Below are 18,928 nucleotides of genomic sequence, written 5' to 3'. Positions count from 1 at the left end.
AAGCCAGACTTCCAAACTAAACCGATATAGTCAAGACCCCTCGACGGCGTATGATCCTTGCTATGAACCACCCGAAGCGCGCCACGATCAGCGAAATCGCCGCGCGTGCGGGCGTCTCGAAAGGCGCCGTCTCCTTCGCCCTCAACGGGCGGCCCGGCGTCAGCGAGGAGACCCGCATGCGCGTCCAGGCCATCGCGGACGAGCTGAACTGGAAACCCAACCGGGCCGCCCGCGCGCTCGGCCAGTCCCAGGCCGGCGCCATCGGCTTCGTGCTGAACCGCTCGGCCCGGATTCTGGGAACGGAGACGTTCTTCCCGCAATTGCTGTCCGGGATGCAGCTCGGCCTCACCGGCAGCCACACCGCCCTCCACATGATGGTGGTGGGCAGCGTCGAGGAGGAGCTGGAGGCGTACCGGGAGTGGTGGCAGTCCCGGATCGTGGACGGCGTGATCATGGTGGATCCGCGCGTGGACGACCCCCGGCTGGAGGTCCTGGAACACCTCGGCCTGCCCGCCGTGCAGGTGGCGGGCCACCCCTCCCAGACGGCGGCGATCCCCGCGGTCTGGGCCGACGACCGCGCCGCCACCGACACCCTGGTCCGCTATCTGCATGGGCTGGGCCACCGCCGCATCGCCTATGTGGCCGGCCCGGAGGAGCTGGAGCACACCCAGCTCCGGCGGCAGGAGTTCTCCGCGAGCGCCGCCACGCTGGGACTGGACGCCTCCCTGAGCGTGATCAGCGGCTATGAGGCCGACGACGCCGCCCGGGTCACCCGGGAGCTCCTGGCCCGTCCGGCGCGGCCCACCGCGGTCATGTACGACACGGACGTCATGGCGATGGCGAGCCTCCGCGCCGCCCAGGGCCTCGGTTTCCGGGTGCCGGAGGAGCTGTCGATCGTCTCCTTCGAGGATTCGCTCCTGGTGCAGCTCGGCAACCCCCCGATCACGTCGCTTACCCGCGACACCGTGGCCTTCGGAACCCTCGCCGTCAGAACGCTGCTGGAGCACATCGCCGCCGAGACCGCGGTGCCCAGCATCGAGGGAGCCCAGCCGACCCTGAGCATCCGCGAGAGTTCGGGCCCGGCGCCGGCGTCGTCGTAGGGGCGGGCTGGGAGGTCCGGCCCATAGACGGCGCCGACCCCGGCGGGGCGGAGCGGAGTGGCCCCGGACTCACCCGCGTTCACACCCTGCTGAGTCCGCTATCGGAGGTGTGAGTCCGCTACACGATGTAGCGGACTCACACCTCCGATAGCGGACTCGGCGGGCCGAACCAGCCCCGCGAACCCCGTCAGGTCCGGAGAAGCGCGACAGGCTGGAAAGGCATCACGGTAGTTTGAAGGTGTGCCGCGTCCTGCGGGCGGGTACAGGCCACCTCACTCAACTCACGAACCAGGAGACACGATGCCCAGGCACCAGGAGGCGCTGCCGACGCGGTCCCTCGTCGCGGCGGACGCGGTGCTCGCCGTGCTGCGGGCGGGGATCGCCGGGTGTGCGGTGTCGCTGGGGCTCCTGCTCCTCGTGATGCTGCTGGCGAGCCTGACCGTCCGTGGTTCGGGGATGGATTCCCGGGCACTGGGCGTCCTCGCGGTGAGCTCGATCGGGATCGCGGCACTCGTCCTGCTGTACGGGGTCGCGCTCGTCCCGGCGCGCCTGGCCAAGGCCCGCTTCTACGCCGGGCTGAGCTCCCGGGATCTCGGCTTCCAGGGCGCTCTGGTGGTTCGGGGTCAGGTCACGGAGCCGTATTCGCCGGCTCTGTGGAGCGCGGTCGGCCTGGGGTCGGTGGCCGCGCTGGGCCTGATTCCGTGCATCGTCCTCGCAGCCGAAGAGGCCGGACGCCTGGACGACACCGACCACCGCGCCGCCTTCGCCGGGTGGGCGGTCGCGACCGGGGTGCTGCTCGCCGTCGTCGTGCTCTGCATTGCCGTGTGCTTCCTGCTCGCCGCCCGGAACCGGCGCTGGACCGAGGAGACGGCACCTGCCCTGCCGAAGGCTGTGCGGGGGGATCGTGGACCGGCGGTCCGGATCACGACCAGCGCCGAACGGCGCCGGGCACGCCGGGCCTGGACCGTGCACGACTGGCTGCGGCAGGCGGGTGGCTCGCTGACGGTGATCGGGGCTGTGCTCGTGTTCGCGGGCGTGTACCTGCACCAGCCCGGCCTGTACGCGGACAAGGTGAGCTACGCGGAGCCCGTCGAGCGGGTCATCGGCGGGATCGCACTGGCGGGCGGGCTGATCGTCGCAGTGGGTCTGGTGCTGAGCGCTGTCACCGGCGGTGTGGAGCTGTTCCGCGCCTGCGTGGCGATCCTGCGCGCGACGCCGGACGAACAGGATCCGCGGCAGCGGCGGATCGCCCGCACCGCCACCGCCACACTGCTCGACGCCGGCGACGCCGCATTGCGCCTCTGGACCGTCGGCGCGGTCCTCGCCGGCGGGTGGGTGCTGGGAGGCGGCGAGCTGGGCGGAGCGCCCGTCCTGGTCGTCCTGTGGGCGGCCCTCGGCGTCGCGCTGGTGTGGGCGCGGGTGGTCCTCGAGGCGAAGGCTCCGGGGCTGCGCAATCGCCTCGGCCATCACCTGCCCTCCGAGCCGGACGACAGCGAGTTCCCGAACCTCACGGTGTACGGCTAGGTCACCGCATCCCTCAGCTGAAACTCCGGAGTCCTCCACAGTTCGTCATCCAGGACCCGCCGCAACGCCTCCACAGCATCCCAGATGTCCACGTGGCGCAGGTACAGCGGGGTGATCCCGAATCGCAGCACCTCGGGCTCGCGATAGTCTCCCACCACTCCCAGGGCGATCAGGGCCTTCATGACGGCGTGGCCTTCGGGGTGCCGGAACGAGACGTGGCTTCCGCGTCGCTCCTCGTCCCGTGGAGTGATGAGGGTCAGCGGATGCCCGGGAAGCCTCTGTTCGACCAAGTCGATGAAGAGCGACGTGAGCGCCAGCGACTTGTGGCGCAGTTCCTCCTGGTCGACACGGAGTGCGAGGTCCACGCCCACTTCCATGGTCGCCAGGGACAGGATCGGCTGGGTGCCCACCAGGAACCGGTCGATGCCGGATGCCGGCGCATACGCCGGGGCCATCCTGAACGGCTCCGCATGCCCCCACCAGCCGGTCAACGGCGACTGCGCCCGGGCCAGGTGCCGCCCAGCGACCCACAGGAACGCAGGAGAGCCAGGCCCGCCGTTCAGGTACTTGTACGTGCACCCCACAGCGAAGTCGGCGCCTGAGTCCGACACCGAGAGCGGGACCGCGCCCACGGAATGGCACAGATCCCAGACGGCGAGCGCACCCTCCTCGTGGATGCGCGCCGTCGTCGCCCGCATGTCCCACAGTGCGCCGCTCCGGTAGTTGACCTGCGTGAGGAGCACGACGGCGACCTCCGCTCCCAGCGCATCGTCCAGGTCTTCCGGCCCGTCGATCAGCCGCAGTTCGTAGCCCTTGTCCAGAACGTCGATGAGGCCCGAGGCGATGTAAAGGTCCGTAGGGAAGTTCTCCCGCTCGGACACGATGACGCGTCGCCCGGGGGCATCCTCCGCTTGCAGCCTGAGCGCCGCTCCGAGCACCTTGTAGAGGTTCACCGAGGTGGTGTCGGTGGCGACGCAGCCGCCGTCTCCGGCACCGATCAGACGGCCGATCTTCTCCCCGATCCGGGCGGGCAGCCCGAACCAGTGGTTCTTGTTCCAACTGCCGATCAGATCGGTGCCCCACTCGTCTTTCAGCACGGCGGAACAGCGTTCGGCAGCGCCGCGGGGCAGGACCCCCAAGGAGTTGCCGTCGAGATAGATCAGCCCGTCCGGCAGGTCGAACTCGTCACGGAAGGACGCCATCTGGTCCTCGCGATCCGCCTGTTCACAGTCGTCCCGGGTGATGTCGCCGGTCCACTCACGCCCCACTGCCACTCCAATCCTGGTGCGCGAACCACCCCTGCGATGGGCCACGGATTCATGATGATCGCAACAAGTCTCGCAATCCTCCGGGATAACTTCTAGAATTTCGGACACAATTCAGAAGCAGCCTCAGCCTGCGTTTCTGAGTCGAATTCGTGGTCCGACGAAAGGCGGTTCCGTGAACCGAATTCAGCTTTCCGAGCCAGACCGCAGGATCCTCGCCGAACTCAGCCGTTACGGACGGCTGTCCAACAAGGAACTTGCGGCCCGAGTAGGACTCCCCCGGTCAACGTGCCACGGTCGCGTGCGGGCCCTCGAAGAGGCGGGCGTCATCCGCGGCTACCACGCGGACATCGACCCCGAGGCGGTCGGGACCAGCGTCGAGGCGATGATCTTCGTCAGCGTGCACAGCACCGTCCGCAACCGCCTGCCCCTCGTCGCCAACCGCCTTCGGGCGATCCCGGGGGTTCAGCGCATCTATCTGATCGGCGGAGACCATGATTTCGTGCTCCACATCGCCTGTCTGAGCGTGCCCGCCCTCCGGGAATTCATCAAACTCCATCTCGGTTCCGACCCGGACCTCGGCCGGACGGAGACCCAGATCATCTTTGAACAGCACTCGGGGGTTTCCACTGTTCCGGAGCTCGCGGGACCCACGGGACGCCCGGGCGGACAGGACCTTGGCTGAGTCCGCTATCGAACGTGTGAATCCGCTACATCCTGTAGCGGATTCACCACCTCGGCAGCGGACTCAGCGGGGTCCCGGGTCCGGAACCCCCTACCCCAGCACCTCCAGCTGCACGAGCCGCAGCGGGCTCAGCGCCGTGAAGCGCACGGCGTTGAAGAGCGCGGCGCGGCCGGCGCCGTCGTCGTGCGGGCGGAACGGGCGCAACTGGCCCGCCCGCTGGAAGACCTCGTCCTCGCGGTGGTCCAGGAGGTGCCATTCGCCGGCGACGTCGAGGCCCTCCAGCCGCCAGGACGCCTCCTGAGGCTGGTCGACGGTCACCGTGTACAGCCCGGGCAGCTCCGACGCGGCCCTGAGCGGGGCGAACACCGTCTCCCCGGCGGCGAGCCCCACCTCGCGGTCGCCCAGATCGTCCGTGACGGTCCCTTCGGCCACGGCCAGCAGATCCCGCCACGGCCGGTCCGGCAGCACGATCCCGGGCAGCGCCGCACCCAGGATCCCGTGCGGCTCCTCGCCGGACAGAGACCACGGCCGGGAATCCGAAGCCCAGCCGCGCGGCACGTCGGAGAGGACGAATTCCAGGTGCCCACCGCCCGCCAGCAGGCTGCGCGGGATGTCGATCCGGTCCCAGGGCCGCCCGTTGAACCGCACCGACTCGATGTACGGCTTCCCGGCCCCCTCCGCCGTGATGACCAGTTCCCTGCCGCCCAGCGGGCGCAGCACCGCCCGCGGCGCGAGGGGCGGAGTCAGAATCATCCGGCCGGACCCGGGCACCAGCGGATACAGCCCCAGGCTGGCGAGCAGGTGCCAGCCGGACATCTCGCCATTGTCCTCGTCGCCCGGGAAACCCTGGCCGATCTCGGAACCGCTGAACAGCCGGTCCCGCGCAGTGGTGATCAGCCGGTGGGCGGCGTCATGGCGGCCGGCGAAGCAGTACATGTACGGGATGTGGTGCGCGGGCTGATTGGACAGCCCCAGCATGCCCATCCGGACGTCGCGCGCCTCGGTCTGCTCGTGGATCACGAACCCGTACGAACCGCACAGCTCCTCGGCGGCCGTCTCCGGGCGCGCGAAGAACGCGTCCAATGCGACGCTGAGTCCGTCCTCGCCACCGTGCAGCGCCGCGAGCCCGGCCCCGTCATGCGGGGCGGTGAACGCAGTGCCCCATCCGTTCGTCTCGGTGTAGTCGTAGCCCCACACGTCCGGGTCGTAGGCGCCATCGGAGACGCGCCACTCTCCCTCGGACGTCCGGCCCAGGAAGAAGCCGAGGCCCTGATGGAACACCTTCCGGTACCCCAGGGCGCGGCGGGCGAGATACTCGGCCTCCGTCGCCAGACGCGCGCGGCGAGGAGCATCTTCCTCCCGCTCCGCGAGCCAGCCGGCCAGGACGGCGGCGCCCCAGTCGTTGATGGCGTTGTCGAGTGTCCAGGAGAGACCCTCGTGGACGTCCGTGGAGATGTACCCGCGGAACCGGCCGTCGCTCAGCCCCTTCCGTCCGACCTCGGGCCGGGGCGCGGGAACCGTGGCGTTGACCAGGGCGGACTCGTAGGCGGCGGTCACGTCCCAGCCGGTCACCCCGGACGACACCAGGTCCGCGAACACCGTGTCCGTGGTGGTGCCGGTCATCGAGTCCACGGGCCCCGGCGCGCTCCACCGGCTCGTCCACCCGGAGTCCCGGAAGTGCTGCACGAAGCTGTCCGCCAGGAGCGCGGCCCGGTCCGGCGAGAGCAGCCCGAGCAGCGGCCAGCACGTCCGATAGGTATCCCAGAAGCCGTTGTTCGCGCCGAAGACGCCGGGCCGGACCTCACCGTCCACCGGGCTGCGGTAGTGCCGGCGGCCGTCAGGGTCCGGCTCGTCATGCCGGTTCGGGTACAGGAACAGCCGGTACAGGTCCGAATACAGCGCCCGCTCCTGGTCCGCCGAGACGCCCTCCACCTCGAGGACCTCCAGCGACTCCCGCCACGCGGCCTCGGCCGCGGCGAGCATCGCCTCGTAATCCCCGACGTCGCGCAGGTTCTCCGCCGCCTGCCCCGCGCTGATGGTCGAGATGCCGACCAGCACCTCGACGACGACGGCGCCCTCCCCCGGCAGCCGCACGTGCCCTCCCAGCCGCCCTCCGGCGTCGTGGGCGGCGACCGCCTTATCGGCACCCGCCGCCGGGTCCCCCGTGAAGGACGCCGAGGACCCCGCGGGGAACCGGACGTGGACGTGGTGCGGGAGCCTGCCGGGACCGTCGTCCAGGGTCAGCTCCAGCACGGAGGCGCCCTCCTCCTGACGGAACGAGACGTCCCGCGCGGCGCCCAGGTGGTCGACGATCAAGGAACGGACGGGCGTGCCCGATTCGAAGCGGAGCCCCAGGGCGAACCCGCCCGCGGTCATCCGGGCGCGCAGCCCATTGTCGAAGGTGACGCGGTATTCGTGGGCCCGGGGTTCCTCCGCGCCATGGCTGAAGGTCATCGCGCGGGCATGGCGGTCCGGGTCGGGATCCGCGTCGAGGCTCGGCATGATTTCGAAGACGCCGCGGTCCCCGATCCACGGGCTTGGCAGATGGGACGTGGCGAAGGCCTGAAGCGCGGGGCGGTTCTCCGGGAGGACGTTGTGCGCGTGGTAGGCGTAGGGCCAGTTCCCGGCGGAGGCGTCCGTCATGGGCAGCCCGAAGACTCCGCCATGCGGGAGCCCCACGAGGGGCGCGGTGTTGCCACGGGAGAACCGGTCGCTCGAATGGCTGCCCCGGGTGGTCAGGACGCGGTCCAGGATCTCGCCGCCGGGCTCCTCACGAGTACGGATCCGCAGTCCGTCCAGCCACACCGTACTGGTCTCCGGGGCGAGCAGTCGGAACAGGACGCGGTTGATCCGGCGGCCCGCGAACGAGTCCAGGGGCACCACCTGCCGGTTCCACTGGTCCACCGAGTGGCGCAGAGAGGCGCCCTGTGCGCACGGCAGCATCGGGGTTCCCGCGCTGTCCGGGGCCAGGACCGCGGAGAGGGTGCCGCCGTCGTCGAACTCCAGGTCCAGGGCGAAGGCGGTGGCGGTCCAGCGCGTGGCGAACGTGGGTCCGGCCTCCGGGAACCAGTCGTACACCAGCTCCTCGCCGTCCTGGACGAGATGCCCGGCGAGCGGCCCGGCGTCGATCTCCCGGGGCGGGACCGATTCCGACCCAGCCTGCTCCGGCGCCTCCCGGTTGCGGCGCGGCTGGCCGGATCCCGGCAGCTCCTGACCGTGGAGAGCGCGCGCAGCGGGCGACTCGAGCCCGACGCCGGGGAGGGAGTTGTATGTGCGTTCCGGGCCCGAGGGGGCCGAGGGAGAGACCATGCCCAGATGCTATCGAGGCCACGACTAAACCGCTATATCGCAGAGTTTAGCGGGGTCAACCCCTTGACTATAACGGTTTAGTCATCAAGAGTTTCTCCCACTGGGGTTCCCGGCCGACGTCGACCGGGACCAGTGATGCAAGACCCTTCATCCCTCACGGATCACCCTTCCTACCGGATCGACCTAAGGACTTGTCCATGACGACACCCAGCCACACCCCCCAGCACTCCCCCTTCCCCCGCCGCGCACTGCTGCGCAGCCTGGGCGGGGCCGCACTCCTCGGAGCCGCCGGGCTCGGCGGCGCGACGGCGGCAGGAGCGGCCCCAGCCGCCCGCTCCGCCACCGCCGGACGGATCAAGAGCGTGGCCTACATCGAGGTCAACAGCAACAGCATCAGCAACGTCGGCCGCTACACCCTGGCCGGCTCCGGAGCCAACGCCTTCGACCTGGCCGTGATCTTCGCCGCCAACATCAACTACGACGGAACCAACGCCGTCTTCTACTGCAACCCGCAGGTCCAGGCGGTGCTGGACAACGCGGCCACCACCATCCGCCCGCTCCAGCAGAAGGGCATCAAGGTCATCCTGTCCGTGCTGGGCAACCACCAGGGCGCCGGCTTCGCCAACTTCCCGGACGAAGCGGCCGCGGACCGGTTCGCCGCGAGCCTCGCCGACACCGTGACGCGCTACGGTCTGGACGGCATCGACTTCGACGACGAGTGGGCCGAGTACGGCAAGAACGGCACGTCCCAGCCAAACGACTGGTCCTTCGTGTACCTGGTGAAGTCCCTCCGGAACCGCCTGCCGGACAAGCTCATCACCTTCTACAACATCGGTCCGGCCGCGGATCACCTCTCCTACGGCGGACTGCGCGTGGGCGACATGGTGGACTACGCCTGGAACCCGTATTACGGCAGCTACGACGCCCCGGTCATCCCCGGACTCGGCCCGGCCCAGCTCGGCGCGGCCGCGGTGGACCTCAACAACACGTCCACGAGCACCATGAAGTCCTTCGCGCAGCGCACCAAGACGGACGGCTACGGGGTGTACGTCACCTACGACCTCCGGGCCGGGAACTACTCCACCGTGATCTCCTCCTTCACGCGGGAGCTCTACGGCAGCGCGGCGGTCTACTCCTGAGATCCGTCGGGGCGCGGGACCACCATCCCGCGCCCCGGCCCTCCCCACACTTCCATCGACTGCTCCGTAGGTGTCGTTCTGAGACCTCGAAACGACACGTATGGAGCAGTCGATGGACCGGCCGGGGCAAGCGAGCGGAGGGTCAGACGCGCTCGTCCACGACGCGCAGTGCGATGTCCGGACGGTCCGTCACGATCCCGTCGACGCCGAGATCCAGCAGGCGGCGCATGTCCGCCTCCTCGTTCACGGTCCAGACGTGGACCTGCTTGCCCAGGGCATGCGCACGGTCCACGAAGTCGCGGGTGACCACGGGGACCTTGCCGAAGTTCTCCGGGACCTGGAACGCGTCCACGTCGGCCACCAGCGAGGCGGCGAACTTCTCCGGCAGAAACCGGCCCAGCAGGAACGCGGCCGTGGTGGCCTGCCCGGCGGAACCGGCCACCGGCCACGCCACCCGGCTGGTGACGGCTTTGCGGCCGGCGTCGGCGAACGACGCCACCAGGACCCGGTCCTGCAGGTTCTTCTCCTCGATGAGCGCGGCCAGCGGCTGAGCAGCGGCGGCGTCCTTCACATCGATGTTGAAACGGGCCTGGGGCAGCAGATCCACCACATCGGCGAGCCGTGCCACGGGCACCCGGCCACGCACCTTGGCTCGCCGGATCTCCTCCCAGCTCAGACGCTCGACGGCGCCGGTCCGGTCCGTGATGCGGTCCAGGATGGGGTCATGGAAGCAGATGATCTCGCCGTCCGCCGTGAGCCGCACATCCGTCTCCAGATGCGTGACTCCGAGTTCCTGCGCCGCACGGAAGGATTCGAGCGTGTTCTCCAGACCCTCGAGCCGCACGCCGTCCAGGGCGCCGCGGCAGTAGCCCCGGTGAGCCAGGACCAAGGGTTTCCCGGCTCCCCGGGGGTTCTCGAAGTATTCCTTGGTGGTCATGCTTCCCCTCCCATGGATGCCGTGATTGGCATATCTCCTGACGTGCCGGCCGTCCGGACCCGGACACCGCCCAGCTTCGACTCCAGAACCTGCGCCACGCCGTCGTCGGCGAGGGAAGGCGCCCGGAAGGCGGTGGCCGCGAGCGCTTCCGCATGACCGCCGGTCATCGCGTAGCCCTCACCCGCCCAGGCGAGCATCTGGACGTCATTGGGCATGTCGCCGAACGCGACCACCTCGGACGAGTCGATCCCGAGGGACGCAGCGTAGCGTTCCAGGGTGTGGGCCTTGGTGATGCCCGGCGCGGAGATCTCCAGGAGGGCGAACCGCGCATCGGAGTGGGTGACATGGGCCAGCGGGCCCACGGCCTCCACCACCAGCGCGTGGAACTCCTCGGCGCTCAGCACCGGTGAGACGGCCAGGAACTTGACCACCTGATCCTCCGGGCCGAGGCTGTCCTCCAGTGGAGCGAAGTCCAGCTCCGCCAGGCGCGACCCGCCATGGGCCTGCCGGAAGCTCTCCTCGACACGCAGGCCGTTGACGCACTCGGCGCCGAACCCCGCCTCGGGATGCAGCTCGCGGATGATCGTGCGCAGCCGGAGCACCTCCTCGCGTCCGAGACCCTCGGCGCTCAGGAGCTCCCCTCCCGCCATGTTCCAGACCACGGCGCCGTTGGAGCAGATCACCGTGCCGTCATGACCCAGCTGTTCGGCCAGTGGGCCCAGCCAGCGCGGGGGACGGCCGGTCACGAAGACCACCTGAACCCCGGCTTCCCGCACCGCCGCGAAGGCGTTCCGCGTGCGCGTGGAGATGACGCCGTCGTGCCCCATGATGGTGCCGTCGACGTCGCTGGCCACCAGCCGCATGGTCATGGCCGATCGTAGCTCGCGACGAGTGTGGCGCGGCCGATCGAGTGGCTGAAGAGGTTGAAGCCGAGCAGGCCCGGCGAGGCGTCCACCGGCACATCCAAGGTGGGGACGTCCACGGCATGGACCACCACGAAGTAGCGGTGCGGTCCGTGGCCCTGAGGCGGAGCCGCACCGACGTACCCGGCGAATCCGGCGTCGTTCCGCAGCTGGAGGGCGCCCTCAGGAAGCAAGGTGCCGTCCGGGGAGCCGGCGCCGGAGGGCAGGCTCGTGACGTCCGCGGGGATGTTCAGGACGGCCCAGTGCCAGAATCCGCTGGCCGTCGGAGCATCGGGGTCGAACACGGTGACGGCGTAGCTGCGGGTCCCCGCGGGTGCGCCTTCCCAGCTGAGCTGCGGGGACACGTCGTCGCCGCCGGCACCGAACACCCCGCTCACCTGGGGCTGCGCGAACACCGCCCCGTTCTCCACATCGGTGCTGGTCACCTGGAACGCCGCGACGGCGGGAAGCGCCGCATAGGGATCGAAGGACATGGTCCGGCTCCTTTGTCAGTGTGTGGTCACCAGCCTACGACAGCGCCGCTCCACCGGGAGGTTGCAGAGCGGCCGCTGCGCAGACCCGCCACCGGGGTGCAGGATGGTCTCAGGAGGAGATGCCATGGACACGATGTCCCTGATCCGACGACACGTGGAGACCCTCGGGCTGGACCCTGGGCTGTTGAACGGGCTGCGGGTCACCGGGCCCGTCACGGTGCTGCCGTCGGCCTTCCACGTCACCGTCCTGGCCACCGCATCGGTGGCCGCGGCAAACCTCGGCGTGGCCGCTGTGCTGCGCGCCGCGCAAGCCTCCGGAACCGCGACGGCGGCGCCGCCCGCCGTCGCGGTGGACAGCACCCAGGCGTGTGCCGCCTTCCTCTCCGAGGCACTGTTCCTGCCGGAGGGCTGGGAGGTCCCCTCCCCTTGGGACGCCCTCTCCGGGGTGTACCGGAGCCGGGACGGCTGGATCCGGCTGCACACCAACTACGCACACCACCGCTCGGCGGCCCTGACCGCGCTCGGCCTGCCCGCCGATGCCACCCGGGACGAAGCCGCTCAACGGGTGCTGAACCGGGAAGCCGCAGAGCTGGAGTCCGCCGTGCTCCGGGCCGGTGGGGCCGCTGCCCAGCTGCACAGCCGGGAGGCCTGGCAGGCCCATCCGGCCGGGCTCGCGACCGCGGGCGAGCCAGCGGTCCGGATCCTCCGCGGGACGGAGCGGACCCGTTGGACACCGACAGCGGGAACTCGGCTCCTGGCAGGGCTGCGCGTCCTCGACCTGACCCGGGTCATCGCGGGACCCCTGGCCACCCGCTTCCTCGCGGCACACGGTGCGGAGGTCCTGCGGATCGATCCGCCGGGGTTCGAGGAGATCCCGGCCCTGCTCCCGATCACCACCCAGGGCAAGCGCCGGGCCTTCCTGGATCTGGGCACCCGGGCCGGGAAGGAACGATTCCTGGACCTGGTTTCCGGGGCAGATGTGCTGGTCCACGGACTGCGACCGGGCGCTCTGGAGTCCCTCGGGCTGGACGGGGAGACGCTCCGCGAGGCCGCGCCCTGGCTGGTGACCGCCCGCCTGGACGCCTACGGCTGGCAGGGCCCCTGGGCCGGGCGGCGGGGCTTCGACTCGCTGGTGCAGATGAGCTGCGGGATCGCCGACGACGGGGCACGGGCCTCCGGGACGGACCCGGCGGAGGGCACACCGGAAGCGCAGCCCCGGCCACTGCCGGCGCAGGCCCTGGACCACTCGACCGGGCACCATCTGGCCGCCGGAGTGCTGTCCCTCCTGGAGTACGGACGCGCGGGCACCGTGACCGCCTCCCTCATCGGCGCCGCGAACCTGCTGTACTCCCTCGGAACCGCGCGGGAGCACGAGCCGGCTCCGAGCCCCCGGGAACTCGCGGAGACGCTCGGAGCGTTCCGTTCTCCGGTGTCCACCGCGTGGGGTCCCGCACAGGCCGTTCCGGTGCCCGGTTCCGTGGAGGGTGCGGAGGCGGAATTCAGAATGGAGGCCGGTCCGCTCGGCGTGGACCAGCCCGTCTGGCCGTGACCCGGGCGCGGACCCCGGGAGGGGCGCCGATCAGTGCCCGGCGAGTTCCTCACGGCTGGGAGGGTTCGCTCCCGCGCGGGACACGGTGATCGCCGCGGCGCGGGCCGCGTAGGCCAGGAACGAGCGCAGTTCCTCGACGCTCACGCGGCGCAGACGCTCACGGTTGAGCGCGCCGTCGTAGCCGGCATCCACCACACCGGACAGCAGAGCCGCCATGAAGGAGTCGCCGGCCCCGACGGTGTCCGCGACGGTGACCTTCGGTGCCGGAACCTCCGTCTCGCCGGACGCCGCGACACCCCACGGTCCGTCGGCGCCGCGCGTGACCACCACGAAGGCCGGGCCGTTCTCGCCGGCAAGGCTCAGCCAGCGGCGGGCGGACTCCTTCACGTCGACACCCGGGTAGAGCCATTCGAGATCCTCATCGGAGGCCTTGACCACGTCCGCGAGCCTCACGAAACGCTCCACCTGCTCGCGGACGGCCTCCACATCGGTGGTCAGGCTCGGACGGCAATTGGGATCGAAGCTGATGGTCACGTTCGGGTGAGCGACCTCGACGGCGGCCAGCACGTCCGCGGCGCCGGGTGCCAGGACGGTGGCGATGGATCCCGTGTGCAGCAGCGTGCCGCCCTGCAGGACCACGGGAAGCCGTTCGGCGAGGCCCGGCAGCTCCCAGACGAGGTCGAACTCGTAGGTGGCCGCGCCGTCGTCGTCCAGTGTGGCCTTGGCGACGCTGGTGGGCAGCGCGTCCGGCGGCAGCGGGACCATGACGGAGGAATCCCGCAGGTGAGCGGCGATGGCGTCACCGAACTCGTCCTGCCCGTACCGTCCGAGGAACTGGACCGGGTGGTCCAGACGAGCGAGGCCGACGGCCACGTTGAGGGGGCTGCCGCCCACATGCGCCGAGGTTCCGGACTTGCTGTGGACCACGTCCACGAGGGCTTCGCCAATGACTGTGAGCATGGGCCTCATCGTAACTAACACGTGCTATGCGCTGGAAGTGCCCAGCCGATCCGGTCCCCTGCATGACGCGAGCGTCATTCCCGGCCTCCCGGCGCCTAGTACGCTGGGCGGCATGGCAATCAATTGGGATCGTCTGGACGATGACCAGCGCGCGCTCGTCGAAGAGCACGTCGAGCTGTACCGGAAAGTCCGGCCGTCCCTGAAACTCGTCACCCAGAACGTCCTGCTGACGCTGCGCGGGATTCTGAAGGCCTCCGAGGTCACCCCGCTGTTCGTCACCGGCCGCACCAAGACCGTGGAGTCCTTCCAGGAGAAGATCTCCCGGCTCGAAGCGCCCCTGGAGCCGGGCGGCAAGCCGGTGCTCAAATTCCCGGACCCCTTCCGGACCCTCAACGACATGGTCGGCATCCGCGTCATCACCAAGCTCCCGGCGGACAACGCCACGGTGGCCAATGTCATCAAGAAGCAGCGCCAGCTCTTCGACTGCCGCGGCGACCGCGAGAAGGACATCGGGTCCATCGAATCCGGCACGTACGGTTACTCCAGCCGTCACCTCATCCTGCGCACCATTCAGAACGAGGTGGTCCGGGAGTACCAGAAGCTCTTCAACCCGGACATCCCGCCGAACGGCAGCTACTTCTTCGAATGCCAGATCCGCACGGTGTTCGCGCACGCCTGGAGCGAGATCGAGCACGACATCCGCTTCAAGGCGGACGACCCGCGCGCCTGGACCCCGCAGTTCGACCGTCAGTTCACCGCGACGGCGGCCATGCTGGAGACCGTCGAGGGCGCCTTCGCCGACCTTCAGGAGAGCTACCAGGAGGTCCGGAGCTACTGGGATGAGGAGGGCAACGGCTCCATCCCTCTTACCCCGGATCAGGTGCGGCGCGTCTGGCAGACCCTCCTTCCCCATGTGGACCGCAAGGTCGACGACGACTGGGGCTGGGCCGCCGAACTCCTGGCCGCCCACGGGCTGACGCGCACCATCGAGATGGCGGACCTGCTGAGCGCCGAACGGATCCGCCAGGTCCGCGACGCCCTGGACCACCGCTACTCCCCCGGTCCCGATCGCCTCCTGGACGACCTCCTACTCTGGAAGTACGGCCAGGAGCACGTCGAGCTCACGGGCGAGGCGCCCGACGTCACCCCCCACCCGCGCCGCGACTCCCTGGGCCGCCGGCTCCGTCAGATCGAGCGCTACCGGACCGTGCACCCGGAGGTCAGGTTTAAACGCACTGTTTCGACGGAAAACCACTGTCTCGGCGAACAGATGAGCGCTCCCGTGTCACGATGGGTGGATGCCCGAAGCACCGGAAAACCCCGTGAACAGCGACTCCCTGGAGAACCGGGAGCCGAAGGTCCTGACAGCGGACAATCCGCCCGGGAACACTCCGGTCGCGATCACTCCCGCTCTGGAGAATCCCGCCCTGGCCGCCGAAGCGAAGGTGGCCCGCCTGGCGGTCACGGTGTTCCCGCTCCTGGTCCTCGCGGCCGGAATCGCGGGGTTCGCGGCGCCTGACGCCTTCAAGCCTCTTGCCCCGGCCGTGCCGTACCTGCTGGGCGTGATCATGTTCTGCATGGGCCTGACGCTCACTCCCCCGGACTTCGCCTCGGTGGCACGGCGTCCCTGGGCGGTGCTGCTGGGGATCGTGGCGCATTACGTGATCATGCCCGGCGCCGGGTGGGCCATCGCCGTGCTGCTGCAGCTCCCGCCAGAGCTGGCTGTGGGCGTCATCCTGGTGGGCTGCGCGCCCTCCGGCACCGCCTCGAACGTCATGGCCTTCCTGGCGAAGGGCGACGTCGCGCTCTCCGTGGCCGTCGCCTCGGTGTCCACGCTGATCGCACCCCTCGTGACGCCGGCCCTGACGCTCCTGCTGGCCGGGTCCTTCCTCCACATCGACGCCGGCGGCATGGTCCTGGACATCCTCAAGACCGTGCTCCTCCCGGTCGTCGCGGGCCTGCTCGCCCGCCTCTTCCTGAAGAACGCCGTGGCCCGCATCCTGCCCGCCCTGCCCTGGGCGTCTGCCGTGGTGATCTCGCTGATCGTGGCCGTCGTGGTGGCCGGAAGCGCCTCCAAGCTCGTGGCGGCCGGCGGCATCGTGTTCCTGGCCGTGGTGCTCCACAACGGATTCGGCCTGGGACTGGGTTATCTGGCCGGGAAGATCGGCCGACTGGACAGCCGGGCACGGCGTGCCCTGGCCTTCGAAGTGGGCATGCAGAACTCGGGGCTGGCCGCCACCCTGGCGAATGCGCACTTCAGCCCGCTCGCGGCGCTCCCCTCGGCCGTGTTCTCGGTGTGGCACAACATCTCGGGTGCCGTGGTCGCGGCCTGGCTGGCCCGCAAGCCCCTCAAGGACTGACCCCACCCTCCACTGAGCCCGCCACCGCGGTCCGTTCCCCCCGGCGCGGGGCACGATAACAGCATCCACCAGCAATGCTTGAAACATTGAGCCGCGAGCATCAGCTCTGCTGTTGCTCGGCTGGAGTCTGCGGGGGACTTCCTTGAGGATCCTTAACCGCTGTGGCGAAGGTCTCAGGCCGCGCGACGCCCGGTGTTAGCTTGATCACCAACATGGTCGCAGGGAACGAAGACCCCCTACCCTGAAACCGCAACCCTTGCAGAATCCGGTGCTGACCGGCGGCCTCCGCGCGCCCGTTTTGCCGCTGCCCCACCCCCTGGAGGATCCATGAGCGCTGTCCCGCTCCACGAATCCGGTGTGAATGACCCCCTGCCCGAACCGCCCCAGCAGGGCCTCCGGCGATCGATGGACACCCGTCACCTGGTGATGATCGGCCTCGGCGGAGTGATCGGCTCCGGGCTGTTCGTCAGCTCCGGCTACACCATCTCCCAGGCCGGCCCTCTCGGCGCCGTGATCGCCTACCTGATCGGCGCCGTCGTCGTGTATCTCGTGATGGCGTGTCTGAGCGAGCTGGCCATCGCCTACCCGGTCTCCGGCGCCTTCCACATCTACGCCGACCGCACCATGGGTCCCGCCACCGGCTTCACGACGGCGTGGCTGTACTGGCTCACCTGGGCCGTGGCCATCGGCTCCGAGTTCACGGCGGCCGGCGTCATGATGCAGCGCTGGTTCCCGGGCGTGCCCGTGTGGATCTTCTGCCTGATCTTCGCCGCGGTCCTGTTCACCATGAACGCCATCTCCTCCCGCGTCTTCGGCGAGAGCGAGTTCTGGTTCGCCATGATCAAGGTCGCCGCCGTCGTCGGCCTGATCATCCTGGGCGGCGCCGCGCTGCTCGGCTTCCACCCCGCCGCGCAGGGGCACTACCCGCACCTCTTCGAGAACTTCGCGACGCCGGGCGGCCTCTTCCCCAACGGCTTCACGGGCGTGATGGTCACCGTGCTCGCCGTGCTGTTCGCGTTCTCCGGCTCCGAGCTGATCGGCGTCGCCGCCGGGGAGACCGCGGATCCCGTCCGCAGCGTGCCCCGCGCCATGCGCACCACCGTGCTCCGCCTGGTGATCTTCTTCATCGGCGCCATCACGGTCATCGCGGCCACCATCCCGTACGACAAGGCCGGCCTGGACGAAAGCCCCTTCGTCACCGTCTTCTCCGAGCTCGGCATCCCCTACGCGGCGGACATCATGAACTTCGTGGTCATCACCGCGCTGCTCTCCGCCGGCAACAGCGGCCTGTACTCCTGCGCACGCATGCTGTTCTCCCTGGCGGATGAGGGTCACGCGCCCAAGGCCTTCGCGAAGCTGACCAAGCGGGGCATCCCGATGATCGCGCTCCTGGTGAGCCTGGTGGGCGGCCTCGCGTCCCTGGTCAGCAGCATCGTCGCTCCGACCACGGTGTACCTGGTGCTCATCTCGATCGCCGCGTTCGCCACGGTGGCCGTGTGGATGTCCATCGCGGCCTCGCACTTCTTCCACCGCCGGGCGTTCGTCCGCAACGGCGGGGATGTGCGCACGCTGCCGTACCGGGCCCCGTTCTTCCCGCTCGTGCCGATCCTGGCGTTCACGGCCTGCCTGGCCTCGATGGTGGGCATCGCCTTCGACCCCACCCAGGTGGCGGCACTGTACATCGGCGTCCCGTTCACGGTGGCCTGCTACGTGTTCTTCCACTTCCGCTACGGCAAGGGCCGCAGGAAGCCCGTGGAGGAGCAGCCCGCCGCCACGCCCGAGAACGCCGAGGTTCCCGCAGGCGTCTGACGCTCTCCATCCTCGTCCCCGCCGAGTTCGGGGGTTCGTTCCGAAACCGTGGTCTGCAGGCCACGAACCCGGAAAGAACCCCCGAACTCGGCGTTTAAGGGGCAGTGCTCAGCGGCCCTTCCGGCCCGACGACGGCGGCTTGCCGCGCCCGCGGCCGGAACCCTTGCCGCCACCCGGCTTCCCCGTGCCCGGCTTCCCGCCGGAGCGTCCCTTCTGGGCGCCGCTCCGGGCTTTCGACGTCCCCTGGGCCCCGGCCACCACGCTGCGGGTCTTCCGGGCCTTGGCCGCCTGCGCCTGCTGCTCCTGATTGACCGAGGGCTGCCGGCCGGAATCGGCACGACGGCCCCGGACGATCCCCACGAACTCCTGGATCAGGTCCGAATCGGCGTCCTGACGCCACACCAGCACGATCTCGCTCGGCTCGGAATCACGCAGGCGGCGGGCCACGACCTCCGGATTGTTCAGGTGCCGCACCTCCGGCATCGGCAGCACCAGGAGACCGGCGCCGCTGGCCACGACCTCCAGGGCCGTCTCGAGGCCGCCCAGCGCCTGGATCCCCTCGGGCGAGTTGTCGAAGAAGGTCTCGCCTTCCAGGTCCTCCAGGTCGAGCTCGTCGAAGGCCGCGATCTCATGGCCCTTGGCGGCCACGACGGCCTGCTGCTCCTCGTAGAGCGGGATCGCGAAACGGCCCTCACGCAGCGTGGCGGACGTCCCGGCGGGGACCCGGACGAAGGCGAGCGACGCCTCGCCGGCCTCCAGCAGCGCCAGGGTGGCTGCGACGTCGTCGTCCACCAACCGGTGCTCCAGCGAGACCTGAGGCATCCGCTCTTCCCAGCGGCGGATCCATTTCCCCGGGGTGACGCCGGGGACGTAGAGGAAGGTCAGGGAGTCCACA

General features: G+C 69.9%; 14 protein-coding genes and 1 pseudogene. 8 read left to right on the top strand and 7 right to left on the bottom strand.

Annotated elements, in window-relative coordinates:
• Positions 1–62 precede the first annotated feature (62 nt).
• Together AB4Y75_RS13535 and AB4Y75_RS13530 are read left to right on the top strand one after the other, a co-directional pair.
• Positions 63–1,100: a LacI family DNA-binding transcriptional regulator gene (locus AB4Y75_RS13535; protein ID WP_441436394.1), complete on the top strand. Its 1,038-nt coding sequence runs from the start codon at positions 63–65 to the stop codon at positions 1,098–1,100.
• A 300-nt stretch (positions 1,101–1,400) separates the two neighbouring features.
• Complete coding sequence (locus tag AB4Y75_RS13530; protein ID WP_441436393.1) at positions 1,401–2,624, top strand: hypothetical protein; 1,224 nt, start codon at positions 1,401–1,403, stop codon at positions 2,622–2,624.
• Here AB4Y75_RS13530 and kynU read toward each other — a convergent pair.
• Positions 2,621–3,898 carry a kynureninase gene (gene kynU, locus AB4Y75_RS13525; RefSeq protein ID WP_441436392.1) on the bottom strand — a complete coding sequence of 426 codons (1,278 nt, stop codon included), beginning with the start codon at positions 3,896–3,898 and terminating at the stop codon, positions 2,621–2,623. The genes AB4Y75_RS13530 and kynU overlap by 4 nt on opposite strands.
• A gap of 166 nt (positions 3,899–4,064) precedes the next feature.
• Between kynU and AB4Y75_RS13520 the strand changes: the two genes are divergently transcribed.
• Entirely contained in the window at positions 4,065–4,574 is a 510-nt protein-coding gene (locus AB4Y75_RS13520; protein ID WP_441436391.1) for an Lrp/AsnC family transcriptional regulator, read from the top strand.
• Between the two features lie 90 nt (positions 4,575–4,664).
• On the opposite strand, the gene AB4Y75_RS13515 is transcribed toward AB4Y75_RS13520, so the two are convergent.
• Positions 4,665–7,883 (bottom strand): GH92 family glycosyl hydrolase, encoded by a 3,219-nt coding sequence (locus tag AB4Y75_RS13515; protein ID WP_441436390.1) that lies wholly within the window; start codon positions 7,881–7,883, stop codon positions 4,665–4,667.
• A gap of 197 nt (positions 7,884–8,080) precedes the next feature.
• On the opposite strand from AB4Y75_RS13515, the gene AB4Y75_RS13510 reads away from it, so the two are divergent.
• Positions 8,081–9,022: an endo-beta-N-acetylglucosaminidase H gene (locus AB4Y75_RS13510; RefSeq protein WP_441436389.1), complete on the top strand. Its 942-nt coding sequence runs from the start codon at positions 8,081–8,083 to the stop codon at positions 9,020–9,022.
• Between the two features lie 142 nt (positions 9,023–9,164).
• On the opposite strand, the gene AB4Y75_RS13505 is transcribed toward AB4Y75_RS13510, so the two are convergent.
• Genes AB4Y75_RS13505 through AB4Y75_RS13495 form a run of 3 tightly spaced genes read right to left on the bottom strand, consistent with a single transcriptional unit; the run spans position 9,165 to position 11,355 of the window.
• Positions 9,165–9,959, bottom strand: coding sequence for a glycerophosphodiester phosphodiesterase family protein (locus tag AB4Y75_RS13505; protein ID WP_441436388.1), 795 nt, complete (start codon positions 9,957–9,959; stop codon positions 9,165–9,167).
• Entirely contained in the window at positions 9,956–10,828 is an 873-nt protein-coding gene (locus AB4Y75_RS13500; RefSeq protein WP_441436387.1) for an HAD family hydrolase, read from the bottom strand. The genes AB4Y75_RS13505 and AB4Y75_RS13500 overlap by 4 nt, the downstream gene beginning before the upstream one ends.
• Positions 10,825–11,355, bottom strand: coding sequence for a YbhB/YbcL family Raf kinase inhibitor-like protein (locus AB4Y75_RS13495; protein WP_441436386.1), 531 nt, complete (start codon positions 11,353–11,355; stop codon positions 10,825–10,827). Before AB4Y75_RS13495 ends, AB4Y75_RS13500 begins: the two co-directional genes overlap by 4 nt.
• A gap of 124 nt (positions 11,356–11,479) precedes the next feature.
• Here AB4Y75_RS13495 and AB4Y75_RS13490 point away from each other — a divergent pair, with 124 nt between their 5' ends.
• Positions 11,480–12,904, top strand: coding sequence for a CoA transferase (locus tag AB4Y75_RS13490; protein WP_441436385.1), 1,425 nt, complete (start codon positions 11,480–11,482; stop codon positions 12,902–12,904).
• A 30-nt stretch (positions 12,905–12,934) separates the two neighbouring features.
• Here the strand turns inward: AB4Y75_RS13490 and AB4Y75_RS13485 are convergent, their stop codons facing one another.
• Positions 12,935–13,864, bottom strand: a complete 930-nt coding sequence (locus AB4Y75_RS13485) for a carbohydrate kinase family protein (RefSeq protein ID WP_441436384.1) — start codon at positions 13,862–13,864, stop codon at positions 12,935–12,937.
• Positions 13,865–13,976: 112 nt separating this feature from the next.
• On the opposite strand from AB4Y75_RS13485, the pseudogene AB4Y75_RS13480 reads away from it, so the two are divergent.
• The 3 genes and pseudogenes from AB4Y75_RS13480 to AB4Y75_RS13470 form a co-directional block, all read left to right on the top strand.
• Positions 13,977–15,068: pseudogene (locus AB4Y75_RS13480) on the top strand (GTP pyrophosphokinase); the annotation flags it as partial.
• Between the two features lie 94 nt (positions 15,069–15,162).
• Positions 15,163–16,224, top strand: a complete 1,062-nt coding sequence (locus AB4Y75_RS13475) for a bile acid:sodium symporter family protein (RefSeq protein WP_441436383.1) — start codon at positions 15,163–15,165, stop codon at positions 16,222–16,224.
• Positions 16,225–16,551: 327 nt separating this feature from the next.
• Positions 16,552–18,033, top strand: coding sequence for an amino acid permease (locus AB4Y75_RS13470; protein ID WP_441436382.1), 1,482 nt, complete (start codon positions 16,552–16,554; stop codon positions 18,031–18,033).
• Between the two features lie 108 nt (positions 18,034–18,141).
• On the opposite strand, the gene AB4Y75_RS13465 is transcribed toward AB4Y75_RS13470, so the two are convergent.
• Complete coding sequence (locus tag AB4Y75_RS13465; RefSeq protein ID WP_441436381.1) at positions 18,142–18,927, bottom strand: LysR substrate-binding domain-containing protein; 786 nt, start codon at positions 18,925–18,927, stop codon at positions 18,142–18,144.
• Position 18,928 lies beyond the last annotated feature (1 nt).

Source organism: Arthrobacter sp. RAF14 (assembly GCF_052114185.1).
Taxonomy (GTDB): domain Bacteria; phylum Actinomycetota; class Actinomycetes; order Actinomycetales; family Micrococcaceae; genus Arthrobacter_E.
This window is presented reverse-complemented; position numbering and strand designations above follow the sequence as displayed.

Bases quoted from the DNA above. Each gene is read 5' to 3' on its own strand.
- AB4Y75_RS13535 (WP_441436394.1), top strand. From the start codon at position 63: ATGAACCACCCGAAGCGCGCCACGATCAGCGAAATCGCCGCGCGTGCG.
- AB4Y75_RS13530 (WP_441436393.1), top strand. From the start codon at position 1,401: ATGCCCAGGCACCAGGAGGCGCTGCCGACGCGGTCCCTCGTCGCGGCG.
- AB4Y75_RS13515 (WP_441436390.1), bottom strand. From the start codon at position 7,883: ATGGTCTCTCCCTCGGCCCCCTCGGGCCCGGAACGCACATACAACTCC.
- AB4Y75_RS13510 (WP_441436389.1), top strand. From the start codon at position 8,081: ATGACGACACCCAGCCACACCCCCCAGCACTCCCCCTTCCCCCGCCGC.
- AB4Y75_RS13505 (WP_441436388.1), bottom strand. From the start codon at position 9,959: ATGACCACCAAGGAATACTTCGAGAACCCCCGGGGAGCCGGGAAACCC.
- AB4Y75_RS13500 (WP_441436387.1), bottom strand. From the start codon at position 10,828: ATGACCATGCGGCTGGTGGCCAGCGACGTCGACGGCACCATCATGGGG.
- AB4Y75_RS13495 (WP_441436386.1), bottom strand. From the start codon at position 11,355: ATGTCCTTCGATCCCTATGCGGCGCTTCCCGCCGTCGCGGCGTTCCAG.
- AB4Y75_RS13490 (WP_441436385.1), top strand. From the start codon at position 11,480: ATGGACACGATGTCCCTGATCCGACGACACGTGGAGACCCTCGGGCTG.
- AB4Y75_RS13485 (WP_441436384.1), bottom strand. From the start codon at position 13,864: ATGCTCACAGTCATTGGCGAAGCCCTCGTGGACGTGGTCCACAGCAAG.
- AB4Y75_RS13475 (WP_441436383.1), top strand. From the start codon at position 15,163: ATGCCCGAAGCACCGGAAAACCCCGTGAACAGCGACTCCCTGGAGAAC.
- AB4Y75_RS13470 (WP_441436382.1), top strand. From the start codon at position 16,552: ATGAGCGCTGTCCCGCTCCACGAATCCGGTGTGAATGACCCCCTGCCC.